The following is a 12265-nucleotide window of genomic DNA, read 5'->3' on the forward strand; positions in this document are numbered from 1 at the left end:
CTCAATCGCCCTGGATGCCAGCCTTGCGGATCAGGTCGCCCCATTTGGCGCGCTCCGTATTCAGCAGCTTGGCGAACTGCTGCGGCGTGTCCGACGTGGCGTCCATGCCGGAAACCGCCAGACGCTGTCGGATGTCCGGATCGGCCATCACTTTCACGAGTGCCTTGTTCAACTGCGCGATGACCTCGGCCGGCGTGCCGGCGGGCGCCACCAGCCCGTACCAGTTGGTGACGTCATAACCGGGAACGCCCGATTCCGCGACGGTCGGCACGCCGGGGAACTGCGGCGAGCGCGTGGCGGTGGTCACGGCCAGCGCACGCAGCTTTCCCGAGGCGATCAGCGGCTTTGCCGAGGGATCCGAGAACGTGATCGGCACGATGCCACCCATCACATCGGTCAGCGCGGGCGTGGTGCCCTTGTACGGCACATGCTGCATCTGCAGCCCCGTCAGCATCTTGAACTGCTCGGCCGCGATCTGGCCGATGGTGCCGTTGCCACCCGACGCGTACGAGAACTTGCCATTGGCGCTGCGCAGGGCCGCGAGCATGCCGTGTACGTCCTTGTAGGGCGCATCGGCGCCTGTGACCAGCACATTGGGCATCGTGACCAGCACGCTGATCGGTGCGAAGTCCTTCTGCGGGTCGTAGTTCAGCTTGCGCAGGTTCGGCCAGATCGTGAACGAGCCCGGCGTGGCGACGTACAGCGTATAGCCGTCCGGCGCGGACTTCGCGACCAGATCCGTGGCGATCAGTCCGCCCGCGCCGGGACGGTTGTCGATGATGACATTGGCTTTGAGGTGCTCCGACAGCGCGGGCGCAATGGCGCGCGCGAGCGCATCGGCGCCGCCGCCSGGCGGGAAGCCCACCACTACGCGGATTGGCTTCGATGCATCGGGCCAGGCCGCATGGGCGGCGAGCGGCGCGGTGACGGCAAGGAAGGGAACGAGAAGGCGCAACGCGCGTGCAAACATGATCAAACTCCGGTCAACCAGTAAAACTTCACTTCGCCGCATGGCGGGACGCTGCAAGTCAGGAAATCGACACCGTGTCCCATTCCCAGGCCACGAACGCCAGGCGCTCGCCGGTATGGACGACGGGATCGCTACGCAGGCCGATCAGCACGCCATCGCGTGATAGCGGCTTCACGGGTGTGAGCGACGCGTCGAGCTTCAGCGTGTCGCCAATCGATGCGCCTTCCGGCACCAGATCGCCCGCGCGCGCCGCCGGGAGGAACAGGCCCCCTTCGTCGGCCGTGATCCAGCCGCGCCGCTTGACGCGTCGCAGGCTGGTGGCAGCCGGCTTGGCCGGTCTGTCCGGCGTGGCATCGAGGATGCCCATCTGCACGGCCAGTGTGTGGAAGCCGGTTTCCGCCACTGCGATGTTGTCGGCCTCGAAGCGGCTCCCGCTGCCCAGTTCGAGCATGAACGCGCAGACGCCGGCGGCCAGGCACTGATAGTCGAGCGCGCCAGCGATATTGCCGGGAAGTTCGCCCTTGCCGCCGACGTCCTGCTGGCAGGCAACATGCGGATGAAACGGCGCCATTGCGGCCAGTACATCGGCCTCGGTGACGCGGCTGTCCGGGTGCACCTTGTAGACCGTGTAGGGCCGCGCGTCGAACAGCGGGTTCATCGTATGGAGGTTGATCAGCACGTCCGCCACGCCACGGATTTCGCTCATCAGGGCATGGGCGAGACGTTCCGAGACGAGTCCACCGGCGTTACCCGGATATGTCTGGTCGAGATCGAGTTCGTCGTAGGGATTGCGCTTGCGGCGCGCGTCCAGCGCTTGCGGATTGCCCGTGGGCGTCACCACGACATTGCCGCGCAGGGTGGCGGGATCGAGGCTGCGCGCGAAGCGCAGTGCGGCCACCATGCCGTTGATTTCGTCGCCATGCACCTGGCCGTGCAGCCATAGCGTGCGGCCCGGTTGTGCGCCGCGCACCGCGACATAGGGCAGCGTGACGGACATCCCCGAAGCCATCGAGCCAACGGGAAGTTGCCCGCTGGTGCGGGCCGGGCCGGATTGCTGGCGCAGCCAGTCACCGATGATGGGCATGGGAAGACTCCTGATGTGTGAGGGGTAGATCGGCTATATCGGCAATCGCGGCGAAGGCCTGGTCGAGGTCGGCCAGCAGGTCGGGCACGCCTTCCAGGCCGATGTGCAGGCGGATCACGGTGCCATGGGCGGCCCAGTCCGTGACGCTGCGCGCGCGGCGCATGTCGGCCAGCACGGCCAGGCTCTCGAAGCCGCCCCACGAGGCGCCGATGCCGAACAGCTTGAGACTGTCGACGAACCGCTCCGGCGCCACCGGTGCCTGCGAGCGCAACGTGAACGACAGCAGGCCGTTGGTGCCGTGGCAGTCGCGTTGCCAGAGGGCATGGTTGGGATCGTGCGGCAGGGCAGGGCAGAAGACGTCGGCCACTTCGGGACGATCGAGCAGCCAGTGGGCCACTGCGAGGGCACTCTGCTGATGCTGTGCCAGACGGGCGCCAAGCGTGCGGATGCCGCGTTGCACCAGATACGCGTCGTCCGGGCTCACCGTGATGCCGAACGCATCGGCCATCGTCGCCAGTTCCGGCCACGCCGCCTCGGTGGTGCAGACGGTGCCCATCATCACGTCGGAATGGCCGCCGAGATATTTGGTGGCCGCCATCAGCGAGATATCGGCGCCGAGTTCCAGCGGCCGGTACAGCAGGCCAGAACCCCAGGTGTTGTCCGCCGCAACCAGCGCCCCATGGGCGTGGGCACGGGCGGCCAGTGCCGGCAGGTCGCACATCTCATAGACCAGCGAGCCGGGCGCTTCCACATAGACCAGTCGCGTTTCGGGCCGCAGCTTCGCGTCGAGATCGGACCCATCCGCCGCATAGAAATCAGTGGCGATGCCGTGCTGGCGCAGGAAGCCGTTGGCCAGGTTGCGCACGGGCTCGTAGACGCAATCGGGCAGCAACACATGTTGTCCCGGCCGCACGTAGGCGAGGATGGTCATCGCGGCAGCGGCCAGCCCCGAGGGAAACAGCCGCGTGCGATAGCCGCCCTCGAGCATGGTCACCATGTCTTCCAGCGCGAAGTTCGTCGGATTGCCGCGCGCGCCGTAGGTGAACAGCCGCTCGGTATCGCGGCGCGCACGCATTTCGCGTTGCTGCGCCACGGAATCGAACAGGACGGTGCTGGCGCGCACCACCGGCGGGTTCACGGGCTGGCCGCCTTGCACGGCATATGTGCGTCCGGCATGGGCAAGGCGGGTAGGAAGCGATGGTGTCATGGTTGGCCTGGGGGGATGGCTCATGGTTGTACGGGACGTCGCAAGGACCGTGCCCTGTTGTGCTAATGCCGGATCGGGGGTCAGTCGACGTGCGCGCCGGAGAGCTTGACGATCTGCGACCAGCGCGAGATGTCCAGCTTCAACTGCGCCGCGAAGGCCTCCGGCGTGTTGCCCACCACGTCGCTGCCGCCTTCGTTGATTGTCTTCACCACGTCCGGCATCTGCAGCACCTGCACGATGGCGCGATTCAGCAGCGCCACGCGTTCCGGCGACGTGCCGGCCGGCACGAAGAAGCCGTACCAGTCCTCGAATCGTGCATTGCGATAGCCCAGGTCTTCAAGCGTCGGCACCTTGGTGAATACCCCGAGACGGCGCGGGCTGGTGACGGCCAATGCCCGCATGCGGCCGGTCTGGATGAAGCCCGCCACCGAGGAGGTCGACGTGATCAGCACATCCACCTGTCCGCCAAGCAGGTCGTTGATGGCCGGCCCCGCGCCCTTGTACGGCACATGCTGCAGCGACACGTTGCTGTCCTTGTCCAGCACCACGCCCACCAGATGCGACAGCGTGCCGTTGCCGGGCGTGGCGTAAGTGATCTTCTGTGGCTGCGCCTTGGCCTGGGTGGCCAGCTCCTCGAAGGTCTTCCACGGGGCGTTGGCCGATACCACGATAGCCAGCGGTGCCGCGTTGATCTGCGTGACCGGGATGAACTGCTTGACGGGGTCGAAGCCCGGCGAGCGATAGAGCGTCGGGTTCACCGCCATGATCGACACTTGCGAGGTCAGCACCGTATAGCCGTCCGCCTTCGATTCCGCCGCATAGCGCGTGCCGATGTTGCCCCCTGCGCCGCCACGGTTGTCGATGACGGCGCTCTGGCCCAGCACCTGCGACAGGCGCGTGGCCACCACGCGCGAAACGGCGTCGTTGCCACCGCCGGCAGGGAAGGGCGACACGATGCGCAGCGGCTGCGTCGGGAAGCCATTCACCGGGGCCAGCGGCTGCTGTGCCGACGCAAGGCTCGTCGTGGCAGCGGCGGTGACGGCGAGTGCTGCAACCAGGTACTGCGAAAGACGGGATGACATCGGGCGTGACATGGGGCGACCTCGTTCTTATATGGCAGGTTTAGGGCGGCGGTGCAGGGGTGAGATGAAATCAGGCGATGGGCGGGAAGTGGAATGTGGCCAGTTCCTGCGCGTCCAGCTGCGCGATCAGGCCGGTTTCCCACGCCAGGTACTGGCGCGCGGCGGCCTTGTTGCCGTCGTGGCGGTCGTGGACGAAGAACAGGTAGTCGATGCAGCGCGCAGCGGGCAGCGTGTCGGCGCCCTGATGGGTCGGCAGGCCAGCGGCGCGCCATGCGTGCAGGCCGCCTTGCAGGCGCCGCACATCGGGATAGCCGAGCGCATGGAGGTCGCGCACGGCGATGTCGGCCGGATCGTCGCCATCGGCATCACCGACGAGCACCAGTGTGGTGTCGTGCGGCACGCCATGCAGGTCATGCGCGAGCCGCGCGCGCGTGGTCCACTGGCTCCCGGCGATATGGCCGGCGCGGAAGCTCATGCTGCCGCGCAGATCGATGGCCAGCATCGACCGGTCCACGAGACCGGCGGCCAGTGCCGCAACGCTGACGGCCTCCGGCGAGATCGCTCCATGCGTGGGCCCTTGCGCGGCCTTGACGCCGGCCGCCAGCCCGGCCTGCAGCCCGCCATCGAGGACCACGGCGTCGTGGCCCATCTGGCGCAGCCAGCTCGCCACCACCGTCGCACGGACGCCTTCCGCATCGAACAGCACCAACCGCGCCCGGCGTACGCCGACGTACTGGTCGGTGGCCTGCATCAGCTGGCCGCCCGGCGTGTGCTGCGCGCCGGGCAGGGTCTGCGCAGCGAATTCCTCGGCTGTGCGCACGTCGCAMAGGTAGGTGGTGCGCGACCGGTCCGCCAGCCAGCCGATGGCCTGCGCCGCAGCGATGTGCGGCACGTTGAAGCGCGCGGCCAGCGACTGTGCGGCATGGCGCGCGGCGTCGAGGTCGCGCGGGGTGGCGTTGTCCGGATACCGGGCCGTGCCGCCGTGTTCGAGCGTGAAGTCGTTCAGATACCAGCCCTGCGTGCCGTTTTCGAGCGCGTAGACCGGGTTGCTGACACCGACGTTGATCAGCGACTGTGCGCCGATGATGCTGCGCGTGCGTCCCGCGCAATTGATGACGATCGGCGTGGCGGGATCGGGCACCAGATCGCGCAGGCGATAGGCCAGCTCGCCATTGGGGCAGCAGATGGCGCCCGGGATGTTCATCTTGCGGAATTCGCTGATCGGGCGGCCATCGAGCACAACCGGGGCGTTCGGGCCGGCCTGCATCGCGGCAAGCTCGGCCGCCGAGACGCGCGGCGTGCCGTAGTGATGCTCGGCCAGTTCGCCGAACGTCTTCGAAGGCAGGTTGACCCCGGCGAAGAGGGTGTAGCCGGCGGCCTGCCATGCCGGCATGCCGCCGTCGAGCACGAACAGCGCCGTGTAGCCGAGCCGCGCCAGCGCACTGGCGGCGGCTTGCGCCACGCCGTCGCCATTGTCGGCCAGCACGATGCGCGCGTCAGTGCGCGGCGCCAGTCGCCCGACATCGAGTTCCAGGCGGCTGAATGGCAGCGGCACGGCGTAGAACGGATGGCCTTCGCCGTATTGGCCGTGCTCTCGCACGTCGAACAGCGCGATTTCGTCGGCATCGTGCAGCCAGCCTTTCAGGGTGGCGGCGTCGACAGCGGTGTGGTGTGGATGGCTCATGAAATTCCGGGCGATAGGGGGCCGTCCTCTCCGCAGAGAGGAAAATTCGGCGTGCTGTGTCAGGAGTCGGGGGGCGGCCTTGTCTGGCGCAGGCCCCCCTCAGGCGGCTGTGGTTACCGGCGGGTCTGTACGCCCATGTTCATGATCTGGCAGCGTCCGGTCTCGAGGTCGAACGTCAGCCGGTCGGTCAGCGTTTCCAGCGCGCGGCCGTACATATGCAGGTGGCGGATGACGTCGTCACCGCGGATCTCGACCGAGTGAATGTCATCCGGCAGCAGGGCGATGCCGTGGCGCGGCCCCACCTCTACCGTGCGCGAGTGCTCGAGCGTGCCCACGCCTGGCTGGCTGCCATCGTCCGTGCGCGCGTAGACGTCGTTGAATTCCACGCCGCTGACGCCGGCCACGCAGGCCCATGTGGTGTGGTTGTGCGGCGGAATGCGCTTGCCGGGGCGCATGACGTTCAGGTAAAGCGCGTAGGTCTTGTCCGGATCCTCGGCGATGAGGTAGCGCGCCTGGCGCTCGCCGGGCTCCGGGGGCGGGTAATCGGCCTCGGCCCAGAATTCGGTGTGCGCGGCCAGGTCTTCCACATGGGTCAGGACATCGGCCAGACTGGCGCGAGTCACGCCGCCCCTGTCTACGATGTTCCTAATGGATTCAATGGTGTCTCCGACGGCTGCCTGGCGCTGTTGTGCGATGGACATGTTGCGATCAATCCTTGCAATCGTTGTTTTTGACGGGTAGAACGGTGTGTCGAGTTTCACTGTAATGAACACCTGTCCTGAAAACCACTTAATGCGCAACGAAAATCCATTAGCAGGTCTAATGAATGCGTAATCTTGACCTGGACTTGCTTCGCACCCTGGTGGCCATCGCCGACCACGAGACCTTTGGCGCTGCCGCCGAAACCGTGCAGCGCACCCAATCGGCCGTGACCCAGCAGATGCAGCGGCTGGAAGAGCAGATCGGGCTGCCGCTGTTCGARCGCCAGGGGCGTGGCAAGCACCTGACGCGTCATGGCAAGAAGCTGCTGGAGTACGCGCGGCAGTTGCTGACGATCAACGACGAAGCCCTGCGCATGTTGCGCGAGGGCGACCTGACTGGCTCCCTCCGCATCGGCGCGCCGCATGACGTGGCCGACACCATCCTGCCGGGGCTGCTGTCGCACATCGCGCGATCCTCTCCCGCCCTGCGGCTGGAGATCCACGTGGGGCGAAGCCCATTCCTGATGGATTCCCTGCGACGCGGCGAGATCGACCTGACGGTTTCCACGCGCGAAGACAACACGCTCGACGGCATCGTGCTGCGGACCACCCCGACGATCTGGGTCTGCTCGGCGGATTTCGTCTACGAGCGTGGTACGGCGGTGCCGTTGATTCTGGCCGACGAGCCGAGCCTGTTTCGCAAGCTGTCGCTCGAAGCGCTGACGCAGGCCGGCGTGCCCTGGCGCATTGCGTATCTGGCGCCCAGCCTGATCGGCATCAAGGCGGCGCTGCGCGGCGGGCTGGGCATCACCGCACGCAGCATCGACCTGCTGGCGGCGGACATGCGCATCCTCGGCGAAGCCGACGGCCTGCCGCGGTTGCCCGATGTCACCTATTACCTTTGGGCACGTCCCAATGCGGTCAATCCCGTCGCGCGTCATGTCTTCTCGATGCTTAAAACAGCGCTGCAGCGCGGATTGGTCAGCGCGTGACCGGAGCGCGCGATTTCAGCCGTGCAACACTTAAGAAGGCGCCATCGTAGGCGCGGGTGTGCGGGATGCCAACGAATAAGATTGCCTATCGTTATCTGTCGATGGCTTTCGTTTTGCTTTCAGCCGAACAATCAGTCGCCAGGCACCATGGCGCGCACCTGCGCGAGCAGCCACGCGTGAGCGGGGTCGGAGAAGGGGGAGGAAAAGGAGAAGGGGGAGTGGAAGTAGACGCAGGCCAATGTGCCGGTTTTTCGATGGGGAGCGCATCGTCCCGCCTGGATAGACATGGACGATGCGATCGTTTAGGCAGACGACATCAGTTTGCAGTGGGCATGGCGAACTCGGCGCCGCGCGCGGTGTCGTTGGGCCAGCGTTGCATGATGCTCTTCTGCCGGGTGTAGAACCGGACGCCTTCCTCGCCATAGGCGTGCATGTCGCCAAACAGCGAGCGCTTCCAGCCGCCGAAGCCGTGCCACGCCATCGGCACGGGGATCGGCACGTTGATGCCGACCATGCCAACTTCGATACGACGGGCGAATTCGCGCGCCACTTGCCCATCCCGCGTGTAGCAGGCCACGCCGTTGCCGAACTCGTGCTCGTTGACCAGCTTTACCGCTTGCGCGAAATCGTCTACGCGCACACACGACAGCACGGGGCCGAAGATCTCTTCCTTGTAGATACGCATTTCGGGAGTGACGTTGTCGAACAGCGTTCCGCCGGTAAAGAACCCCTGCTCATGGCCGGGCACCTTGTAGTTGCGGCCATCGACAACAAGCTTCGCGCCTTCCTGCACGCCGAGCGCCACATAGTTCTCGATGCGTTCGAGCGCCTGGCCGGTCACGACGGGGCCCATCTCGGCGTCAGCTTCCATGCCGTTCTTGATGATGAGTTCCCGTGCGCGCGCTTCCAGCTTCGGCATGATCTTGTCCGCCACGTCGCCGACGAGCACGGCCACGGAGATGGCCATGCAGCGCTCGCCCGCCGAGCCGTATGCGGCACCGATCAGTCCATCGACGGCCTGGTCGATATCGGCGTCGGGCATGACCACCATGTGGTTCTTTGCACCGCCCAGGGCCTGCACCCGCTTGCCGAGCCGCGCGCCCGTCTCGTAGATGTAGTTCGCAATCGGCGTCGAGCCGACGAAGCTCACGGCCTTGACCTCCCGGTGATGGAGCAGGGCGTCGACCACCGTCTTGTCACCTTGCACGACGTTGAAAACGCCATCGGGCAGTCCGGCTTCCTTGAGCAGGCGGGCCATGAAGAGCGATGCCGAAGGATCGCGCTCGCTTGGCTTCAGGATGAAGCAGTTGCCGGTGGCGATGGCGACCGGGAACATCCAGCACGGCACCATGCAAGGGAAATTGAACGGCGTGATGCCTGCCACAACGCCCAGCGGCTGGCGCAGCGTCCAGTTGTCCATGCCGGTGGAGACCTGGTCGGTGAAGTCGCCCTTGAGCAGTTGGGGAACACCGCATGCAAATTCGATGATGTCGATGCCGCGGCTGACTTCACCGGCCGCATCGCTGAGCACCTTGCCGTGCTCGGCGGTAATGATCGCGGCAAGTTCGTCCTTGTGCCGGTTCATCAGTTCGAGGAACTTGAACATGACGCGCGCCCGGCGAATCGGCGGGGTATCGGCCCACTTCGGAAACGCTGCGGCGGCGGATGCGACGGCTACATCGACGTCCTGCGCCGTGCCCAGTCGAACCTGGCGCGCGACCGCGCCAGTAGCAGGATTGAACACGGCCTGCGACCGCTCGCCGTTGCCTTGATACGGTTCGCCGGAAACAAAGTGAATCACCTCGGCGGGGTGGGTATAGGGCGCAGTCATGGTCATCTCCTGTCAGTGTCGGGCGGGGATCGACATACCCGCCGCGTGATCGATGACTGGAGTGTATGGATGGCCGCTCCCGCGGGGTAGTCACCCACCGCCGAACATATTGTTCAGGAAATTTAGCCACTGCCATGTTATAGATACGAAAAGTCCCATCAAAAAAGTGCCGATTAAGGAGTGTCTGGATGCGCAAGGACCACGTGGAGGACCTTTGGGAGCACCTGCATTGGCTTGTGGTGCTGCATCAGCAAGGCAGTTTCAGCAAAGCTGCCGCACGCCTTGGCGTCAGCAAGGCCTCGATGAGCCAGCACATTACGGATCTCGAGAAGGCCGCCGGCATTACCCTGGTGCAGCGGACTACCCGCAGCGCTTCGTTGACGGATGCGGGGCGGCAAATGGTCGAGTCCATGCGTGGCGCGTTCGAGCAGATCGCAACGGGCTACGCCCAGGTGCGCGACCTGGCGGGCGCACCCAGGGGGTTTCTTCGCGTGACGGCGCCAGTGGCTTTTGCCAGGCAACAACTGATACCTCGTCTGCCCGATTTCCTGCGCCGTTATCCGCAGATCCAGCTTGAGTTGGATATGTCGGATCGATTGCGGCCGCTGGCGCAGGAGGGCTTTGACATCGCCGTCAGGCATACATCGACCCCGCCGGAGACCCACGTCGCATGGACCCTCGCGGCCACGCGCTCGGTGCTGGTGGCAAGCCGTGCGTACCTGCGGAGCAGGGGGACGCCGGAGACGCCGCAAGCCTTGATGGGCCATGCATGCCTTCACTATCCACGGCTGCAGGGCGCGGCCACATGGACCTTTGTTCCTGCGGTGGCGGAGCGCAATGTCCGACATGCCGATCCCGTGACGGTGCCGGTGACGGGTCCCTTGTCCGTGAATAACAGCGAAGCCTTGCGCGATGCCGCAATCGAAGGCCTGGGCATCGCGCTGCTTCCGGACTTCAGCGCCCAATCGGCGCTGGAAACCGGACGGCTCGTCGAGGTCCTGCCGGAATGGCGTTCAGCGGGTGCCTTCGGGGATTGGCTCTACGCCATCCGCCCCTACTCCGCGCATGCCTCGCGGGTCTCGCAAGTCTTCGTGGAGTACTTGCGAGAGTCCTTCGCGCAAGGGTTTACCTCAACGCCCCCAACCCTGATCTGACGCGCGTCGCGCAATACGTCGACTACAAGGCACTTTTCGCCTTTTAGTTCAAAAAATATCAAGTTATTTAATATTGATTCAGAAATATCGATTACTTAAACTCGCTTCAACACCCACCCACAAAAGACTCAGGGGAAAAGTGATGGAGGCGACAAAGCCCGCGCAACGCACGCTGAAGGTACGTATTGCCCGCGGCACCGAGGACGGCAATTTCACGACCTATGAGGTGCCATGGCGCGAGAACCAGACCGTTCTCGACGTGGTGACCGAAGTGCAGCGGCGTATCGAACCAACCCTGTCCTACCGCTTCGCGTGCCGGGTTGGGGTATGCGGATCCTGCGCGATGACGGTGAACGGCAAGCCGCGCTGGACATGCCGCACCCACGTCAGCCGCGTAGAAGAGGATGGCGTGATCGTCATCGAGCCGTTGCGCAACATGCCGCGCATCAAGGACCTCGTGGTCGACATGTCGGAGTTCTTCGACAAATGGAAGAAGGCCGGCAGCACCTTCGTGGGCACCGCGACGCGCCATGAGCCCCCGGCCGCGGTATCCCCGACCAGCAAGAAGCGAAAGATGGCCGACGCTGCCATCGAATGCATCAACTGCGGCGTTTGCTATGCGTCCTGCGACGTGGTGGCATGGGACAAGGAGTACCTCGGTCCCGCCGCGTTGAATCGCGCATGGACCCTCTTCAACGACGAACGTCATGCGGACCCCAAGGACGTGCTGAAGAAGGCGACTTCCGGCAGCGGCTGCAATTCCTGCCATACGCAGGGCAATTGCATGACGCACTGCCCGGTCAGCCTGAGCCCGACGGGAAGCATTGCCGGCCTGAAGAAGAATGCCCTGCTGCAATTCCTGAAGGGAGGGGACTGATCATGGAGCAGCGTCTGTTCGCCCTTCAGCGCCTCAGCGCGATGGTCATGGCGCCGTTCGTGCTGGTACATCTGGGGATCATCCTCTATGCAGTGCGAGGCGGCCTGACCGCCGCCGAGATTCTCGCGCGCACGCAGGGCAGTCTTTTCTGGATTCCGTTCTATTCCCTGTTCGTGATCAGCGTGGCGGTGCACGTGCCGATCGGGCTGCGCAACATCCTGATCGAATGGGCGCGCCTGAGCCGCGGCGCCGCATCGGTGTGCTGCTTCCTCTTCGGCCTGTTGCTGCTGTCGATGGGCCTGCGCGCGGTTGCCGCAGTGGGAGGCYTGCTGTCATGAAGTCTCCGAGAAACCACCGCGCCTACTGGGCCTTCCTTGGTCACCGCCTGTCGGGGCTGGCGCTTGGCGTCTTCCTGCCCGCGCACTTCTATGTCCTTGGACTCGCGCTGGAGCAACAGGCGCGTATGGACGCGTTCCTGAAATTCGCCGACATGGGCGCCGTCAAGTTCGGCGAATGGGGCCTGGTGCTGCTGTTKTCCATCCACATGTGCTTTGGCCTGCGACTGCTGGCGCTTGAACTCCTGCCATGGAGTACCACCCGAGACGCGCGCCTGTCGTGGATCAGTTGGGGTGGTGTGCTGTCGCTGTGCGTCGGCGTGATCTTTGCCCTGGGGGTTATTTGAA

At 65.2% G+C, this 12265-nt stretch carries 12 protein-coding genes; 5 read left to right on the forward strand and 7 right to left on the reverse strand.

Going from position 1 to position 12265, the window contains the following annotated elements; genetic code table 11:
* Position 1: 1 nt before the first annotated feature.
* The 6 genes from AB4Z27_RS17975 to AB4Z27_RS18000 form a co-directional block, all read right to left on the reverse strand.
* Positions 2–970, reverse strand: coding sequence for a Bug family tripartite tricarboxylate transporter substrate binding protein (locus AB4Z27_RS17975; protein WP_441591329.1), 969 nt, complete (start codon positions 968–970; stop codon positions 2–4).
* 58 nt (positions 971–1028) lie between these two features.
* The gene (locus AB4Z27_RS17980) at positions 1029–2054 is read right to left on the reverse strand and encodes a M14 family metallopeptidase (RefSeq protein WP_441591330.1); all 1026 of its coding nucleotides are present in this window, start codon (positions 2052–2054) and stop codon (positions 1029–1031) included.
* Positions 2038–3261 (reverse strand): cystathionine beta-lyase, encoded by a 1224-nt coding sequence (gene metC / locus AB4Z27_RS17985; protein WP_092293601.1) that lies wholly within the window; start codon positions 3259–3261, stop codon positions 2038–2040. The genes AB4Z27_RS17980 and metC overlap by 17 nt, the downstream gene beginning before the upstream one ends.
* An 80-nt stretch (positions 3262–3341) precedes the next feature.
* Positions 3342–4343 (reverse strand): Bug family tripartite tricarboxylate transporter substrate binding protein, encoded by a 1002-nt coding sequence (locus AB4Z27_RS17990; protein ID WP_092293599.1) that lies wholly within the window; start codon positions 4341–4343, stop codon positions 3342–3344.
* Between the two features lie 70 nt (positions 4344–4413).
* Positions 4414–6027, reverse strand: a complete 1614-nt coding sequence (locus tag AB4Z27_RS17995; RefSeq protein WP_441644949.1) for a rhodanese-like domain-containing protein — start codon at positions 6025–6027, stop codon at positions 4414–4416.
* A 113-nt stretch (positions 6028–6140) separates the two neighbouring features.
* Positions 6141–6728 carry a cysteine dioxygenase family protein gene (locus AB4Z27_RS18000; RefSeq protein ID WP_092293595.1) on the reverse strand — a complete coding sequence of 196 codons (588 nt, stop codon included), beginning with the start codon at positions 6726–6728 and terminating at the stop codon, positions 6141–6143.
* A 125-nt stretch (positions 6729–6853) separates the two neighbouring features.
* Between AB4Z27_RS18000 and AB4Z27_RS18005 the strand changes: the two genes are divergently transcribed.
* Positions 6854–7720, forward strand: a complete 867-nt coding sequence (locus AB4Z27_RS18005; protein WP_092293593.1) for a LysR substrate-binding domain-containing protein — start codon at positions 6854–6856, stop codon at positions 7718–7720.
* A 316-nt stretch (positions 7721–8036) separates the two neighbouring features.
* On the opposite strand, the gene AB4Z27_RS18010 is transcribed toward AB4Z27_RS18005, so the two are convergent.
* The gene (locus AB4Z27_RS18010) at positions 8037–9551 is read right to left on the reverse strand and encodes a CoA-acylating methylmalonate-semialdehyde dehydrogenase (RefSeq protein ID WP_092293591.1); all 1515 of its coding nucleotides are present in this window, start codon (positions 9549–9551) and stop codon (positions 8037–8039) included.
* Between the two features lie 188 nt (positions 9552–9739).
* Between AB4Z27_RS18010 and AB4Z27_RS18015 the strand changes: the two genes are divergently transcribed.
* The 4 genes from AB4Z27_RS18015 (at position 9740) to AB4Z27_RS18030 (ending at position 12264) form a co-directional block, all read left to right on the forward strand.
* The gene (locus AB4Z27_RS18015) at positions 9740–10705 is read left to right on the forward strand and encodes a LysR substrate-binding domain-containing protein (RefSeq protein ID WP_441591334.1); all 966 of its coding nucleotides are present in this window, start codon (positions 9740–9742) and stop codon (positions 10703–10705) included.
* Between the two features lie 142 nt (positions 10706–10847).
* Positions 10848–11582, forward strand: a complete 735-nt coding sequence (locus AB4Z27_RS18020; protein ID WP_092293587.1) for a succinate dehydrogenase/fumarate reductase iron-sulfur subunit — start codon at positions 10848–10850, stop codon at positions 11580–11582.
* Positions 11583–11584: 2 nt separating this feature from the next.
* Entirely contained in the window at positions 11585–11920 is a 336-nt protein-coding gene (locus AB4Z27_RS18025; protein ID WP_092293585.1) for a succinate dehydrogenase, read from the forward strand.
* Positions 11917–12264 (forward strand): succinate dehydrogenase, encoded by a 348-nt coding sequence (locus tag AB4Z27_RS18030; RefSeq protein WP_441644950.1) that lies wholly within the window; start codon positions 11917–11919, stop codon positions 12262–12264. The genes AB4Z27_RS18025 and AB4Z27_RS18030 overlap by 4 nt, the downstream gene beginning before the upstream one ends.
* Position 12265 lies beyond the last annotated feature (1 nt).

The sequence above is a fragment of the Cupriavidus sp. KB_39 genome (genome assembly GCF_052114485.1).
Taxonomy (GTDB): Bacteria; Pseudomonadota; Gammaproteobacteria; order Burkholderiales; family Burkholderiaceae; genus Cupriavidus.

Coding starts and splice junctions, on each gene's coding strand:
- AB4Z27_RS17980 (WP_441591330.1), bottom strand. CDS start 2,054: ATGCCCATCATCGGTGACTGGCTGCGCCAGCAATCCGGCCCGGCCCGC.
- metC (WP_092293601.1), bottom strand. CDS start 3,261: ATGACACCATCGCTTCCTACCCGCCTTGCCCATGCCGGACGCACATAT.
- AB4Z27_RS17990 (WP_092293599.1), bottom strand. CDS start 4,343: ATGTCATCCCGTCTTTCGCAGTACCTGGTTGCAGCACTCGCCGTCACC.
- AB4Z27_RS18000 (WP_092293595.1), bottom strand. CDS start 6,728: ATGTCCATCGCACAACAGCGCCAGGCAGCCGTCGGAGACACCATTGAA.
- AB4Z27_RS18010 (WP_092293591.1), bottom strand. CDS start 9,551: ATGACTGCGCCCTATACCCACCCCGCCGAGGTGATTCACTTTGTTTCC.
- AB4Z27_RS18015 (WP_441591334.1), top strand. CDS start 9,740: ATGCGCAAGGACCACGTGGAGGACCTTTGGGAGCACCTGCATTGGCTT.
- AB4Z27_RS18020 (WP_092293587.1), top strand. CDS start 10,848: ATGGAGGCGACAAAGCCCGCGCAACGCACGCTGAAGGTACGTATTGCC.